The sequence below is a fragment of the Mycolicibacterium austroafricanum genome, assembly GCF_902705885.1.
GTDB lineage: Bacteria > Actinomycetota > Actinomycetes > Mycobacteriales > Mycobacteriaceae > Mycobacterium > Mycobacterium vanbaalenii_A.
Genome location: NZ_CACSIP010000021.1, coordinates 46,896 through 61,715 on the forward strand (window position 1 = coordinate 46,896; position 14,820 = coordinate 61,715).

Annotated in this window: 10 protein-coding genes; all 10 read right to left on the bottom strand. The window is 66.0% G+C overall.

Annotated elements, in window-relative coordinates; translation table 11 throughout:
• Window positions 1-44: 44 nt before the first annotated feature.
• The 10 genes from BEMPMBAN_RS14940 to BEMPMBAN_RS14980 all read right to left on the bottom strand — a co-directional run bounded on the left by BEMPMBAN_RS14940 (window position 45) and on the right by BEMPMBAN_RS14980 (window position 14,504).
• The gene (locus BEMPMBAN_RS14940; RefSeq protein WP_159231217.1) at window positions 45-452 is read right to left on the bottom strand and encodes a coiled-coil domain-containing protein; all 408 of its coding nucleotides are present in this window, start codon (window positions 450-452) and stop codon (window positions 45-47) included.
• On the bottom strand, window positions 449-2,590 hold the full coding sequence (locus BEMPMBAN_RS14945; RefSeq protein ID WP_159231220.1) for a site-specific integrase: 2,142 nt from the start codon (window positions 2,588-2,590) through the stop codon (window positions 449-451). The genes BEMPMBAN_RS14940 and BEMPMBAN_RS14945 overlap by 4 nt, the downstream gene beginning before the upstream one ends.
• Window positions 2,587-3,582 carry a hypothetical protein gene (locus BEMPMBAN_RS32655; protein ID WP_234897468.1) on the bottom strand — a complete coding sequence of 332 codons (996 nt, stop codon included), beginning with the start codon at window positions 3,580-3,582 and terminating at the stop codon, window positions 2,587-2,589. The genes BEMPMBAN_RS14945 and BEMPMBAN_RS32655 overlap by 4 nt, the downstream gene beginning before the upstream one ends.
• A gap of 785 nt (window positions 3,583-4,367) precedes the next feature.
• Window positions 4,368-5,273 (bottom strand): site-specific integrase, encoded by a 906-nt coding sequence (locus BEMPMBAN_RS32660; RefSeq protein ID WP_234897469.1) that lies wholly within the window; start codon window positions 5,271-5,273, stop codon window positions 4,368-4,370.
• The gene (locus BEMPMBAN_RS32665; protein ID WP_234897470.1) at window positions 5,233-5,877 is read right to left on the bottom strand and encodes a site-specific integrase; all 645 of its coding nucleotides are present in this window, start codon (window positions 5,875-5,877) and stop codon (window positions 5,233-5,235) included. The genes BEMPMBAN_RS32660 and BEMPMBAN_RS32665 overlap by 41 nt, the downstream gene beginning before the upstream one ends.
• 37 nt (window positions 5,878-5,914) lie before the next feature.
• Window positions 5,915-7,423, bottom strand: coding sequence for a serine/threonine-protein kinase (locus BEMPMBAN_RS14960; RefSeq protein ID WP_234897471.1), 1,509 nt, complete (start codon window positions 7,421-7,423; stop codon window positions 5,915-5,917).
• An 8-nt stretch (window positions 7,424-7,431) separates the two neighbouring features.
• On the bottom strand, window positions 7,432-8,085 hold the full coding sequence (locus BEMPMBAN_RS14965) for a hypothetical protein (protein WP_200845988.1): 654 nt from the start codon (window positions 8,083-8,085) through the stop codon (window positions 7,432-7,434).
• 3 nt (window positions 8,086-8,088) lie between these two features.
• Window positions 8,089-9,882, bottom strand: a complete 1,794-nt coding sequence (locus BEMPMBAN_RS14970) for an AAA family ATPase (RefSeq protein WP_159231224.1) — start codon at window positions 9,880-9,882, stop codon at window positions 8,089-8,091.
• A 3-nt stretch (window positions 9,883-9,885) separates the two neighbouring features.
• Entirely contained in the window at window positions 9,886-11,964 is a 2,079-nt protein-coding gene (locus BEMPMBAN_RS14975; protein WP_159231226.1) for a hypothetical protein, read from the bottom strand.
• Window positions 11,961-14,504: an ATP-binding protein gene (locus BEMPMBAN_RS14980; RefSeq protein ID WP_159231229.1), complete on the bottom strand. Its 2,544-nt coding sequence runs from the start codon at window positions 14,502-14,504 to the stop codon at window positions 11,961-11,963. Before BEMPMBAN_RS14980 ends, BEMPMBAN_RS14975 begins: the two co-directional genes overlap by 4 nt.
• Window positions 14,505-14,820: the final 316 nt, after the last annotated feature.

The window sequence follows — 14,820 nt, forward strand, 5'->3', positions numbered from 1 at the left end:
GTTCCTCGGCCTTGCGCTCATAAACGCCGGGGGAAGTCACACAGTCACCGTCCCGGGTGTCGGCGTGGCATCGAAACAACGACGTTGGCTCCGGAGGTTTCGTGCGTGAGTTCGGTGATCACCGCTGAGAGCGTTCTGATCTTGCTTCGCAGGTGAGTATTCTCGGCAGCCAGTTCCTGGTTGTGGGCACGGGCCTGTGCAAGTTGTCGTTGCAGAGCCTCGGCATTCGGGGTGACGGGTCCGCACCCGACCGTCGCCTTGAACTCGTTCAGCAGATCGCTGTGTTGTTCGTAGAGTCTCTGCCGTGGTACTCCCGATTCGTCGGCCAAGGCCACCACAGTGCGCGCGCCGTTACTCTGCTCGGCTTTGTTGTCTCGGAGCCGGTTCATGGCGGCCCGAACCTGCTGGTGTTCCTCATCGTTGCGTTCGCCCGCATCACCCGTGAGGGTCATTCGTTTTCCTCGTCGCGCTGGGGGGTTGTCATCTGCCGGCTGGATTCGTGGTCTGCGAGGGCCTTTCGGTGCTCGATCAGACGAATCTGAATCCGTTGCCTCAGCGGTTCAGGGAGTGCGAGTGTCCCCAGGTCACGTTCGAGTGCTGTGACATGCTGGCCAAGGTTGGCAGCGTCGCGGTCGGTCCGGGCGGCGTTGACGCAGCCCAGCCGGCACCGACTCCAGAGGGGTTCAGTGGCGCTGTCGGTAGGTCCCAGGCAGGCTGCGGTGGCGCGCCGAAACACGCACGTCACGACCGCGCCGTGGTGGATCTGCAAGTCGGGGTTCGATAGCGCCTGGTTGATCTGACTCTTGGTGGTCACCGTCAAGCCCGCGAATGTGCTTGCCCTGGCGACTCGGGCCCGGTACTCATCGGCGGCCGAGCCGGAGACGTGCTCACCGAGCTCGAGTCGATGGTGATCGTCGTGGATGATCTCGGCTCGGTGGAGAAATTGTTCGAAGGTGATGTCGTCGAGGAATCCCGCATCAGCTCCGCCGGCATAGCCTTGGATCATTTGTGTGTGCAGGTGGCCGTATTGCGTTGCGCCGGCGATTGTTCCGCCGGGACGCCGGACGATGTGCCATGCCAGTGTGCGTCGCAATCGCGGTACCTGGATCGAGCCGTGCGAATCGGCGCCGATCAGCGGATGGTCGACCGGTGGAGCGAGCTCACGGTTGAACCATTCGATGAAGCTGGTGATGTCGGTGTTGATGGAGCCGGGTGTTCTCGTCCGGGTAGTGCCGAAGCGAAATTGGTCCTCGGAGAACAGTTTGAAACCCGGGAAGAGTAGATCGCTCACCGTGATCTGCTCAAGAACGCTGACGGCGTGGGCGGTTTCGTCGGTCACGACCCACGGGATGGTGGCCGGCGATCGGTCTCGGCGCTGCTCTCCGGTCTTCAACTGGTGCCCCGACATCAGTGTCAACGCGAGCTTCGGGTCCCGGCTGATGCATCCGCGACGAAGGTTGAGTGCCTCGCCGGTTCGAACACCCGAGAGGTAGGCGATGACGAGGAAACAGGCGGTTGTGATGTGGCGTAGCAGTTCGACGAGTTCACCGGCACCGACGGGGGTTTCACGCCAGCAGTGCGTGCCGATTGCGCTGAACGTGGTGGCGCGCAGCATGTCCACGTCGATCGGTAGTCCATACTTGGCTAGCAGGACCGGAGTCTCTTTCATGCGTTTCAGTTCGGTGTGGTGCATCCATCCACCCACCGCCAGCCCCGCCAGATCAACACTGGTCGTGGCGCCCGTCCGGATACCAGGAAGTGAGGCGTCGTTGCGGCCCAGTGCCGCAAGCAGGCATTCAAGTTGAGCCTTGGTGGTCTCGAACACCGATACCGTACGAGTACGAGCTCGACGAATGTCCGGCGCAATCTGATGGGCCAGATACCGCATTGCGAGAAGGTTGCGCGCGGCGGGAAGCAGATCGGCGGCAACGGTGTGGGTGACCGCCAACGCCGCCGAGAGCAGCGGCTCCATGACATCGGGATGAATGCGCGGGGTGGTGTTCGGTTTGCCCCAGGATGACTCGTAGTGGGCCAGGCCTCGTGCACTGGTACCGCCCCACAAGGTGCCCGGCGGGAGCTGGCAATGCGGGGGCAGAGCATCCCGGTACACGTGCAAGCGCTTAATGGCCTGTAGCGCTGAGCGTTTGGATTCGGCGCTGACACCGCTGGCTTCGGTGACGTGGCGCAGGTAGTCGTCGAGGTCTTCGGCGCGGACCTGACCGAACGATGTGACACCGCGCTCCACCAGCCAGGCCGTGAACCGTCGTAACGGCACCAGCTCGCCCCAGATCGTCTTGATGTGCGGATACAGCGATCGGGCACTGTCAAGGCGGGGTGCGTCGTCGACGATGTTGAGCAGGGCGAACAGGTAGAGCTTGCAGGCGTGGCGAAACGGCGTTGGGAAGCCCTCCCAGTGCACGGATTGTCCTGCGTTGTGGCGGTCTTGGATCGCCGCGGACAGATCCCACACCGGGTCGCCGAATCGCGATCTGATCCCGTCGATGTGAAGCGTGCGGTTGATCACGACCGCGGTGTCGGGGGCGACGTGGACACCTGCCACGACGTGGAATGTTTCAGCGGTGTGGGTCATGATGCTTCGAGGTTTCCGGTCAGCAGAAGGTTGACCGTCTGGTGATCGCTGTCGGTGGTCGCGTCTCGCGCGGCGGTCAGCTGGGCTGGCTCGTACTCGGCGAAGATGTTGTCCAGTTGCGCGAGAGGACCGGCGTGATCGGCGATCCATTGCCCGACGGGCATCTCTGTGCGCAGTTCGCGGAGCCGGTCGGCGATGACGAGTTGAATTGGCAGGTGGCGCGGGTAGGCGCGGGCGTTGCTGCAGTCAAGGCATGCCATGAACGATTGGCGGCACCGTTTACCGTCGATCGGCGAGTGCTCGAAGTCGGCGCACGCGCCCAGTACGGCGTCCTGGCCGGATCCGTTGTCGTGGGTGTCCGGGTGCACCGTCATGGTGCGTCGGGCCAGTGCGCGTGCGACTTGTTCATCGAGGGCCTCGGCCACGATTTGGAATCCTTCGTTGCGTACGGGGTCCATGCGGCTCAGGTAGCGAGCCAGCGTGGCCGGGGTGTGGGAGGTGGGTTTTCGGACCTGTTCCAGGTAGGTCTTGCGCAGTCGATCCATGCTGATCCCGAGGAGCAAGCCGTCATGCTCGGCGTCACCGGTGAGCCATGGCGCCATCCACCGCCGTCGAGCGCTCACTCCGGAGGCTGTGCTGCTGATTCCGTATCCGAAGAGTTTCTGTTCGACATAGTCGGGCTGGGCGCTGTAGTAGATGAAGGCGTGCTGGGACCCGGTCAGCGCACGGGCCGGTCCGGTCAGTTCCAGCAGCAACATGAAGGCCCCGTACGCGGTCGTCAGCGATGTGTTGGCCACTGCTGCGCGCCGATTCTGCCCACCAAGGGGCCGCAGTTCGGGGCGCAGCGCGGTCACCGGCACCGTCATGACCGACCGTTTCCCACGACGGGGCTTGTTGGTGTTGACGAACAGGATGCCGGGTTCATCGGGGCTGCTGGCGTGTCGGTGCGGCGCGGGCAGCGAGTCCAGCATCGACAGGTTCAGGCCGGTCATACTGGCTAGGAGAACACCAAATGCCCATGCCTCGCCCGGGTTGAGATGCAGCAACGACTGAAGATGGCATCCACCGGCCGCGGCGGCTACCCGCCGTGTCACGTAAGCCCGTGCACCCGAGGCACTACGAGGGACATCTCCCTCACGGGCGCAGTGATCGAGCACTTCGGCCAGACTACGACTGGGGTCTGCGCGGGGGAGGTGATCGAACCGTCCCGCACGATAGTCGTCGACCATCTGCCAATGAGTCTTCAGCCGGGTACGCGCCCGCCGCACCATTCCCCGTGCAACGACGGTGATGCGGCGAAGCTCATCGGTGGAATAGGGCTGGCGTGCCGTGTTCGTCTTCGGGTGACGCACGCGCGTGAACGCCTGGCGTGCCTCATCGGAGACGACAGGACTACAACGCAGCAGCGTCTTCAGGCTATGCAACGGGCCAGGACCGCTGGGAACCCGACACGACAACGCGAGCAGCCGGGCATCCGAGGCTGACAAATCTGCCAATCCCCTCATTCCTGGCCGGTTTTCAGCAAGCCAGCAGCAAGCATGCCGGGCGGACTGCCACAACGCGCCGGCGCCCCTCAATCGCTTGGATACGCCCAGCACACCAGTGGCGTCCTCGAACGCGATAGCGAAATCGTGGCGGATCCCATCAGCACCCGGCAGGGAACCGAAGTCGAAGTCCTTGGACTGAGTGCCATCCTCGCTGACGAACGTCACGATCAGCCCGCGTCGCCGCAATACCGGACGCCACGCCGGATCCGGCTGCGTCGCAGGGTGACCCGTCACGTTGGGACCGTCAACACCCGGGGCTCACCGACGCCGACCGTTGCGACGAGACGCTCAAGGGATTGCCGATCATCGGCATCCATCAGCGCGATGAGCTCCTCCACCTGCAACGCCTGAAACGGCTCAAGATAGACGCCGCGCGTGACCTCGGCACTGCGATGGCCAAGAAGTGTGGCCAGCAGAAACCATACATCGCCGAGCTGATTGCGAAAGTCGCGCTGCTCCTGCTTGGTCAACACATCGGTACGGCGCCACGCCACGAACGTGGCAATGCAAAACCACCGCAGCGCAAAGGAATGCCTCAGCATGTGGGGACGACACCACAACGGCGTACCTCCTCCTTGCGCAAGCGCTTTCGCGACCCTGGTGTTCGCGCGGTCGAATGTCTTGTACCAGGAATGTTTAGGGCGAGGTGTGCCGTCCTCATTCAGCCACAGCCACATCGGTTCCAGGCCATCAGGTCCACTGCGGAACAACGCCATTCGTGTCGACGGCCCGAGGACATCCAGCCGGACCGTACGACGCGATCCCGCCGCATCGACGACCTCCAGCTGCCCATCCCGGCGAACATGTTCGACGACCCAACGATCGGGAACCTGCTCGTAGCGACCAGCACGTTGCGCGCGGGAGACGGCAGCAGTGCGACTACCTTCCTGCAGATAGAAGTGAACTTGTTGAGCGACGCGGCGCCGCATCCAGAACGCTCGCCCGCGGCCACCCTTAGCGCAATGAGACGCCACGCGTGAACGCATCAGCCCCTCAGAGCCCGGCTGGGGCACCTCGACCGTCAACACGCTGGCCCACTCGCCGATTCGTAAACCAGTCCCGAACAACCCCTCCACGAACGCGACGTCGCGATCCTCAGTCGCTCCCCGCCAATCGTCCCGCGGCACGCCCTCCATCGTGAAACCGCGCAACCCCAGGTTTCCGCCACAACCGAAACGCCTGTGGAGTAAGCCATTTGACGTCCGCCCTGCGCATCCCCGACGGAGTACTCTCCAACACGACTTGGCCTCCGCCCATCCACGACGTGGCGATCACACGGGCTCGGACGGGGTTGTCGATTCCGTGCTGCTCGGCGGCCCACGAGTAGAAACCGCGGATCGCCGCACGATCGACACAGAAACTACTGGCGCTCACATGCTGGGGGTTGTTCTCGGCCGACAGCCGCCACTCCTTGAACGCAGCCAGTTCCGAGCGCGACGCCTGATCCCATCGAACGCCCAACGCGTGCAGGAAATCTAGCCACACCTTCAAGGACAAGGCGTAACGACGCAACGTTCCCGTTGCTCGTCCCCGCACCAGCGGATCTCGCCAGTAGGCGTTCACCAACGCATCCGCCCGGCCCCACGGATCAAGAAAGAACGGGGTGCCATCACGCGCGCCATTTCGCTCCGCCCAGGCCGCGACATCACCCAAACCTGGAACCACGTCGTCCACCGGTACGAACCGTTGCCGGAAGTCGTAGAAATGAAGAGTCCAACCATCAGCCGAATCACCCGCCATCTCCGGACTCCCTCTCACCTCAGGGGCAACGGCCTCATCATCGCCGACCCCATTCCCCAAACTGCTTCGACACGCCTGTCGGGCAGAGAACCGGGCACTGGATGTTGGGCGGGCAGATCGCGGCGCTGGCCCGGTTCACGGTGTCGGTGAACGCCTCATTGAGCGAGGTTTGGTCGCGGCTCAGTGTGTAGGTCGACGCCGTGGGACCGCCCGGATCGGTGTTCGGCCCGCAGGACACCGCCGCCGTCACATCGGAGGCAGTGGGCAAGGCAGCGCACGTGCCGCGCGGATAGCCGGCCGGCAGCAGCCGTACTAGCGCGGACGGCGCCGGGGCGGCGGACGAGGTGGCCATCGTCGTGGACGTCGGCGCAGAGTTGTTTTCCGGTTCGCTCGATGACGATGAAATGACCTTGGTCCAGAGGACACCAGCGATGACTGCAAGGACGGCGAACACCGCCCAAAGAATGAGCACGGGCCGCTCTATCCGTCGTCGCCGCAGCGACGCGGGAGTGAAGCTGATCGAGTCTGAAATGCTTCGGATGCGCTCAGATGTGTTGAGGCGCAGCGGGTTGGTAGTAGCTTGTGTGGCCTTGCGCGCTGTCGACGGCGGCGGGCTTTCGGTGAGCGACGTCGCCGCCGCAGCGGCGGCCGCGGTGAACTCCCGTGCCGATGCGAAGCGCTCCTCGGGATTTTTGGCCAGCGCCCGGGCCATCACGACATCGAGTTGGCGGGTTGCCGCGGACAGGTGGTCTGAGATCCGCGGCGGCGGTTGGTTCAGATGTGCGCGCGCCAGCTCGGTGGTGCCCTCGGCGGTGTAGAACGGCTGCTTGCCGGTCAGCATGCGGAAAAGGGTGCATCCCAGCGAGTAGATGTCGGCTCGGCCATCAACCGCCTCGCCGGCGATGACTTCGGGAGCGGCATAGGCCAGAGTCACGGCTACCGTGGAATCGCCGTCGCCGGAATCGCTGAGGCTGCCCGCTGCCCGCGCCACTCCGAAGTCACTGAGCATTACGTGTTCGTCGTCGGGTAAACCGGCGGCCAACAACACGTTTCCGGGCTTGACGTCGTGATGGACGACGTTGCGTTGGTGTGCGTAGTCCAGGGCCTTGGCGACTTCACTGACGATGCGGATGGCCCGCGCCGCGGTCATGGTCCCGTCCTGCATGGCTGCCTCGGCATCGGTGCCGGCGACGTACTGCATGGCGATCCACAAGTGGCCCTCGTCGGATTCGCCGCGGTTGTAGATGGAGACGATGTTGGGGTGGTCGAGCAGCGATGCGATGTCGGCTTCGCGGACGAAGCGCTTGCGGAACGCGGGGTCACGTGAGAGGTCGGCGCTGAGGACTTTGAGGGCGTCGCGGCGCGGCAGCGTCGGGTTCTTGGCGAGGTAGACCGTTCCCGTCGCGCCGGTGGCAAGCACCTGCTCGATCCGATACCCCGATACCAGGGAGCCGACCGCGAACATAGACACAGCATCGCCTACCGGCGGCGTCGCCTGGCCTGCAGCGGCAGACCCGGGCGTGTCCGGTGCGCGTTCGCTGCTCATGGTGGCGCTCAGCTGCTGTCTCGGTGTCCGAGCAGCGTCCTTAGCCGCGCCAGCGGCCCCCGCGCTGCTGGCGCGGGGGTATCGGCCGGCGTGCTGGGTTTGAACACGACGTTCGCCGACTGGATGAGGTCGCCTTCGGCGCCGATGGCGACCGATTCGGTGACGTGATGGCCTTGGTTGGCGAAGGACTGCACGATCTCTTCATGCAGGCGATCGGCGCTGAATCCCCACCAGTCATCGACCGCCGCGAGCACCCTGCTCAGGGCCGGCGAGGTCGGTCGAGCTGGCGGCGGCACCGATAGTTCGGGTGTCCATTGGCCGATCTCGGTCAGCCATCCCTCCCAGCGGGCGGCCAGCTCGATGAGGTCCTGATCGAGGCCAGGCTGACTGCGTACAACATGGTGGAGTGCCTGAATGAACGCCGCGCCAGGCAGGCCTTCGACATCGGGCCCGGCGGGCGGGCACGTGTGAGCGAACTCGGCCACCGAGCGCGTTACTGCGAGTTGAGCGTTGAAGTCGGCCCGCAGCGCCTCCAGGGGCGCGCCATCGTTGCGCTCGGCGGCCTCGGCGACCTCCTGGTGGAGATGCTCGCTGATGGCCGCCCAGCGTTCGTAGGCATCCGCGATGGCGCTCAGCGCGGCGACTTCTTCGTCGCGCGCCATGGCTTAGTGGGTCTCTTCGCGCGTCTGGATCCCGGAGCTGGCCAGGATGCCCGTGATGGCGTCGTCCATGTCGGGCGCGGTCACGGTACGGAGCAGGTTCAGGTCGGCCGTGGCGAGGTCGATCGAGGTGTCAGAGGCCACTCGGGCCTTCATCTTCTCCACTGCCTCACTGATGACGTTGCGGACGTAGCGGCCGTTGCCGGCGATGTCGATCAGGCTTTCGTTGGGGTCCTCGGGGTTGTTGGTCGAGGTGGCGGTGAGCCAGTGCGTGATGTGTTGAAAAGACCCAATGGCGTTGGGGTCGACCAGGACGCGGTAGTTCTCGGCGAACTTGGCCGCGATCTGCGCCAGCTCCTCGGCGCTGTAGGAGCTGAATTCCAGCTGGGTGGGAAACCGTGAGCGCAGGCCGGGGTTGGCGGACAGCAGCCGGTTCATTCCGCCGGCGTATCCGGCCAGCGCGATCATGGTGTCGTCGCGGTGATCTTCGGCGAACTTCATGATGACGTCGAGCGCGATCCGGCCGAAGTCGCGTTCGTTGTCGGCTTTGTACAGTTCGGGGGCCTCGTCGACGAAGAGGACGCGGCCGCGGGCGCGGTCGAGAATAGCGCCGGTTTTGGCCTCGGTCTCGCCGATCACCCCGCCGACGAGATCCTTGCGCGAGACCTCGATGAACTCCGGGGATCTGAGGATGCCCAGGCCGAAATACATCTTGCCCATGACGCGGGCGATGGAGGTTTTCGCCGTTCCTGGCGGTCCAACGAGCGTCATGTGCAGGGCGTTGCGCTGGCCGACGCCCTCGCCGCGCGCCGCCATCGCCCGGTCATAGACCTGCACGTACTTCAATTTGTTGATGTGGGCTTTGACGCGGCCCAGTCCGATGAAGGACTGCAGATCGTGCTCGGCTTCCTCGAGGACGGCTTGCGCGGCCTTGGCTTGTTCGACCTCGCGCAGCTCGTCGGTGCTCGGGCCGGACTTCGGGTCCCAGCGGCTTGTCCGGGCGGCGATGGCCTCAGCGGTGGTGACCACAGGTCCGTAGGTGGCATCTGCCAGCGCGGCGTTGGCCTCTGGAAGCAGCCGCCCGCCGATGGCGGCCTTGCCCAGCTCTGCGCGCGCATCGGTCTCGCGGCCCAGCAAGCGCAACGCCAATCCACGGTAGAGCGCGGCGTAGGCCGCGGCCTGGGGGCTGACCTGGCTCGCCGGTATGCCGCTGAGCAGGCTCACGGCGGCGTCGAACTGTCCCAGGCCCACGTGGGCGATGCCGGCCATCAGGTCGGTGGCGGAATCGACCACCGGGGAGGCCCCCGAAACGGGGCGTGCCGCCCAGTCCAGGACATCGGTCCAGCGTTGGGTGACGTAGTGCAGGGTGACGCCCAAGCATCGCCACATCGTGGACTGGTGGGGCTCTGTGGAGGTGTCGTAGGACTCCAGGAGCTTCTCAGCGTCGTCGTAGTCGCCTTCGGTGAGCAGGGCCGCGACGTAGGCCAGCGCGATCGAGGCGGGCGTGTGCGGGAAAACTTCGATGAAGCCCGGCGACGGTACGGACATGTCTAGGGCGGTGTCCTGCAGGCCCAGGCGGCGGGTCTCGCGGTGCACCGTAGCGCTGGTCTCGTGGGCGTGGCGCAGGGTCTCACTGGAGTGGTCGCCGGTGGCCACCAGGCCCAGCCAGGCATCGCACATCCCTGGTTCCATGCTGACGGCCCGGCGGAACCGGTCGCGGGCCGTGGTGGGGTCAGCCGGATTGCCGAGCAAGCCCAGCGCATCTAATCCAGCGTCGAGGTAGTCACGCGCAGAACTCATCGTCTATGACCCAATCTCTCGGGGTGGTCGCGGCGGTCGGGCAGCGCGGGGCTGCGGGTTGTCGTGCTGACGTTGAGCGTCAGGGTCGATTGTCCCTGTCGGCGCGGCGTTCGTGCGCGGTGGTCGGGGACTGCTGTTGGCTGACTGGGAGCCGGTGCTGCGGCTGGCCATGGTCGCGGCTTGAGCGGGCTCGCGGGCGCCGGCAGGGGTACTGCCCGCGTCGGGACGTGGTTGTCGCAGCGGTGCCGGCGAGGGCTCGCCGTTCCCTCCGTGTGGCGCAGGCGCGGGCGAGGCCCCGCCGCTGGTGGCGCCCTTCGCGGTCTTGAGCACGTGTCCGGTGGTTCCCGCGACGCCCGCCGCCTTTGTCGCGGCAGCGACGGGGACGGCGACCTCAGGGGCGGCCACCTTGACCGCAGTCAGCGCCGCGGTGGTGGCGGCCGACTTGGCAGCGGACTTCGCCGCCGAGTGGTTCGCTCCGTTCCCGCTGGCCCCGGCGGCGTCCGCAGTGGGCTGGGTGCGCGCGACGCTCGACGAGCGGGGTTTGAACCACTCCATCCCCGGCGTCGGGCGGGTCTCAGATCCGCTGCCCGAGTCCTCGTCGCCTCCAGCAGCCTCACCGCGCGCCTGCCGCCGCTCGCGGACACCTCGCACGACCGAGCTGGCCGCCTCTTCGCGGACAGCGCCGGTGCCGGCGTGCCACGCGCTGCTCATCTGGCGGCCGATAGTGCCCATGCTGTCGGCGTGGAAGGAGCGGTCGACGAACCGGAAGCCCAGCCACAGCACCCCGGCCGCAACGGCCATGATCAGCACGCGGGGAATGGCGGTCGCCGTGGATGCGCCGAGGGCATCAGTAGTGAGCACCCACGTCAGCCCGATCGCCGACACCGCCAGGTACACCTCGAACACCATGAGTTGGACTACGTGCATGAAAAGCTCTGTGCCGCAGTGCTTGGCGAATGCGAGCGCGCGTCCGAAGCCCATCATGCCGAGCAGGAAGGCCGGGCCGACCAGGATGCCGAAGTACAGCGATTTGATTCCGACGAGCATCACCGTGAGCCCGACGTAGAAGTAGAAGAACGCCACCACGATCGCCACCACAAGCAGAGCCAGCCCGATAGTGGCGTCAGAGCCGCCGAGGCGCTGCGCGTAGGCCAGCGCCTGTGGTGCGCCGCAGTTGGTCATCGCGTGGGCGGGACCGGGCCCGTCCACTCCCCCGGCGGCCATGGTTGCCGCACTCCAGGCTTGGCGGCATCCGCCGATGTCGTCGACCACCATGCCGAAGTTGAGGACCTGCAGCGGGTGGCGAACCCCGGCGGTCACAACGTGGGACATGAGCGCATCGAGCTTGGCGTCCATAGACGCGCCGGACGCGAACGGTGCACCGATCGCGCCTTGTGCGATCTCTAGGCCGGTTCCGCGGCCCAGGGCCAGCAGCCCGTGTTCGCTATAGAGGTCACCGATGGGGTCGGAGAACACGGTGGCCAGCAGCACTGTGAGGATGATGGCGGTGCCCAGCATCGCCCAGCCCCGCCCCGGATGCCCGCGCAAAATGTGATAGCCGGCGACGATGACGCAGATGGTGATAGCGATGGGGCCCAACATCATTGAGTCAACCATCGAGGCGACGGCGTTGTAGAGCGGCAGGGCGAATGTGGCGATGGCGACGAGCCATCCGGTTGAGAGTGCGAACCGCAGGAACCATAGTGCGGCGGCCATGATGAAGATGAACGTGCCGGCGATCATGCCCAGCCACCATGAGGCGGTGGCGTTGTCGACGGCGCGCTCCATGGCTGCGGCCATCCACGGCATCCAGGTGCTCGGGTCGATCATCGACACTTCTTGACCGTTATTGGTCGCAGCCTCGCGCACCGAGACCAGGGACAGGAAGTAGAAGGCGATCGGGACGCCCTCGGTGTCGCGTAGCCCGGTCCAGCCCAGTGCAGCCGAGCCGCCAGCGGCGACGGCGTTCGGGGCGCACAGCAGCGACATGAACGACAGCGTGTAGGTCAGCGTCATGGCCACCACGGTGCGGCGGACCCTGGGATGGTCGGCCAGCCACAAGGTGAGGGCACCGGAGGTCATGCGAAGACCTCCTCGGGAGGGGTGCTGTCGACGTCGGCGGCCATCTGCGAGGTGGGAGCGCCCAGGAAGCGGCAGCGCGCCCGGCGGCCACGCTCGTCAACGATGAAGCCCTCCCCCATCCGAGACGGGTGAACCTTGCCGAAGGCTTCGTCGTCACTGTCCTCGTCGTCGGCTGATATCGCGGGGCTGGTGTCCTCGTAGTAGGACTGGACTACCTCGGGGTACAGCGAGGGATCGACCCCGGCCCACTCCAGTGTCTTGGTGGCCAGCTCCTCGTTGCGGATCGCGAACAGCCACTTCTGGGTGATGAACTTGTCCCCCATGCGCGCGAAGTCGCGGTAGTCCTGGGAGATCAACCAGATTCCGGTGGCGTGTTTGCGGCCCTGGCGGGTGATGCGGTGCGCGGCGCGTGCGCCGGCCGGGTAGGCCATCAGCTCCGCGGCCTCTTCGAAGATCATCGTGGAAAACTGCTCGCGGTGTAGGAACTGGTGGCGCTGAACGGTGTCGATGATCAGTCCGTAGATCGCCATGCCCGCGCGCGCGCCCTTGGGCAGCTTGTCGTAGAGGTGCGGGTTGAGGATGTCGTCGGCGTCGGGCAGGCCCAGCCGGTGGGTCAGCCACACGGTGGCCAGCGACTGCGACGGCGAGTACGGCTCTAGCGTCTCATCGAAGATCGCGCGGGCGCCCGGCTGAGTGGCCCAGGCCTCCAGGCGTGCGAGCAGCATGTCGTTGTTGGCGTCAGGCTGTGCGCGCAGGTAGCTGATCAGTGAGCGCATCGAGCGGATACCGTTGGCTTGCCGCATCTGCGGGCTCACCAGCAGGGTGAAGCGGTTCTCCATGTCGCTGTCGGCGGGTACGCCGATCATCGGCAGGATGTGGTCGGCGGCCACCGCGCCGGCCTCTTCGAAATCGAACATGCGCAGCGGATCCAGACTGAACTTCGAGTCCGCCAGGTCGATGACGCTGGTGTTGGTGACGTTGCGGAACGCTTGCCCCCACTCGCCGTGCGTTCCAGGGTCGAACACGTCGACCTTGCCGCCCCGGAGCACCACCTCGATACCGGACAGTTTGGCGCGGTTGGACTTTCCTGCGCCGGGATCGCCAATGACGATCAGGCCGGTGTTGCGTTGACGCTGGGCGCAACCCTCCGGATCGTGCAGGATCAGGCTGCGGCGCAGCGTGTTCTGGTTCTCGGCCAGCGGAGTACCCCGCGAATCGCCGACGCGCGTGGAGATGAGCGGCGTGAACCGTCCCCACAGATGCGCAGAGGTGGGGTCGCGGAACTCGTCGAGGTGGGCGTTCTTCTCCGCTCCTGGGTTGAATGCCGTCCACAGCTTGGACTGTGCGCCACGCCAACGGCTGACGGCGATCTCGGCCTGGTCCAGCTCGTGGCGCACCTGCTTTACCGCGTCCTCGCACATCTCCACGGTGGGACCGCCCACCGCGATTAACGTGGCTAGGTCCAGCTCGCGCTCACTCGGGTTGGACTTGATCTGCGCGTTGTACTCGCGGGTGTTCGCCAGCTTGATGTCGAGTTCGTCGTCCTCTTCGATCATTCGTCCGCGCTGGCGCATCTGGTCCTTGATGTTCTTGGCGGCGCGGGCATTGAGCGCTTCGGCGCGGTCGGGGCTGCGCACCGTGACGTGCTGCATCCAGTCGATGGCTGCCTCGGTGTCGACGTTATCGAGGGCATACAGGTACGCGGCTTTGGTGAACCGCAGCCCGGTGTCGGGAAAGTGCGTGACCGGCAGCAGCGCCTGATAGCTCCACGGTCCTTCGGGGTTGTCGGCGTCGTAGAGGCGCACGATGGGGCGCATGGTGGGCCACCACGACGAGCGCACCGCGTTGGCGCCCTCATCGAGGGCGGGTCGCACGAAATCGGCCGCAGTCAACCGGTCCGGCCCGACCGCGGCCGGGGGCATGGGGTCGCGCAGCGCACCGCGAAAGACGTTGTGCCGCTGCTGCCATTGGATCTGCAGAGGGCTTGCGGGGCGGACGCTGAACTGCTGAGGCAGCGAGGCGACCACCTCGGCGGCCAAGCGGGCGTAGGCCGCGACCGACTTGTCGGAGTCGACGTCGCGACCGGCTACCCAGTCCTTGGCCTTGGATGCCGCGCCCGCCGGTGAGCGCCCCGCCCGGCCACTGCCGACGGGAAACGTCAGCCACCCTCGCCGCCGCTCCTCCAGGAAGACCGGGGTGCCCTCGCGTGCCGCTCTGGGGTTGAACGTGGGTTCCCAGAGGCGGCAGTGTTCCACCCATCCGGGACGGTGGCTGTGGTTGCCAACGATGTTGCGCATCAGGCGATCCGGGTCGGGGGTATCCAGCAGACCAGATAGCGACCATCCGGAAGGCAGAGCCCTGGCGAGGTTGCGGTAGAAGCGGCTGCCGCGTTCGTGAGTGCGCAAGGGGCGCAGCACCAGGGGGAGCCCGTCAATGAGGTAGTCGGCGTACACGCCGCCGCGCGTGAAGCGCAAGTTCCCGATCACGGCCAGCGGCGGATCGAAAAGGTGGTCAACGCGGGGCTCAGCGTTGCGGGCCATGATGGCTCTTGGTCTGAGGCGGTGCGGCGCACGCATGCTTGGGCAGGATCGAGGTCAGAGCGAAGCTGGCGCGCGCGGCCAGCGAAGGCCGCCGCTTGGGCAGCAGCATCCGCAGCGTCACGGTGACCGCCAGAGCCGCCACCGCGGCGGCACCCAGGACCCCGAACCCGGCGTCCTGGTGCGTTCGGAACCACCACAGCGCCGGCAGCATGATCATGCCGATCGCGATGAGTTCGGCGCTGCGATAGGGGCCGCCGGGCAACCNGTTGCCCGTCGAAGATTCTCCGGCGTAGATCGGAACGTCGCGGATGCCGGT

Excerpts from the sequence above, each read along its gene's own strand:
- BEMPMBAN_RS14940 (WP_159231217.1), bottom strand. The coding sequence starts at position 452 with ATGACCCTCACGGGTGATGCGGGCGAACGCAACGATGAGGAACACCAG.
- BEMPMBAN_RS14945 (WP_159231220.1), bottom strand. The coding sequence starts at position 2,590 with ATGACCCACACCGCTGAAACATTCCACGTCGTGGCAGGTGTCCACGTC.
- BEMPMBAN_RS32655 (WP_234897468.1), bottom strand. The coding sequence starts at position 3,582 with ATGACCGGCCTGAACCTGTCGATGCTGGACTCGCTGCCCGCGCCGCAC.
- BEMPMBAN_RS32660 (WP_234897469.1), bottom strand. The coding sequence starts at position 5,273 with ATGGAGGGCGTGCCGCGGGACGATTGGCGGGGAGCGACTGAGGATCGC.
- BEMPMBAN_RS32665 (WP_234897470.1), bottom strand. The coding sequence starts at position 5,877 with ATGGCGGGTGATTCGGCTGATGGTTGGACTCTTCATTTCTACGACTTC.
- BEMPMBAN_RS14960 (WP_234897471.1), bottom strand. The coding sequence starts at position 7,423 with ATGAGCAGCGAACGCGCACCGGACACGCCCGGGTCTGCCGCTGCAGGC.
- BEMPMBAN_RS14965 (WP_200845988.1), bottom strand. The coding sequence starts at position 8,085 with ATGGCGCGCGACGAAGAAGTCGCCGCGCTGAGCGCCATCGCGGATGCC.
- BEMPMBAN_RS14970 (WP_159231224.1), bottom strand. The coding sequence starts at position 9,882 with ATGAGTTCTGCGCGTGACTACCTCGACGCTGGATTAGATGCGCTGGGC.
- BEMPMBAN_RS14975 (WP_159231226.1), bottom strand. The coding sequence starts at position 11,964 with ATGACCTCCGGTGCCCTCACCTTGTGGCTGGCCGACCATCCCAGGGTC.
- BEMPMBAN_RS14980 (WP_159231229.1), bottom strand. The coding sequence starts at position 14,504 with ATGGCCCGCAACGCTGAGCCCCGCGTTGACCACCTTTTCGATCCGCCG.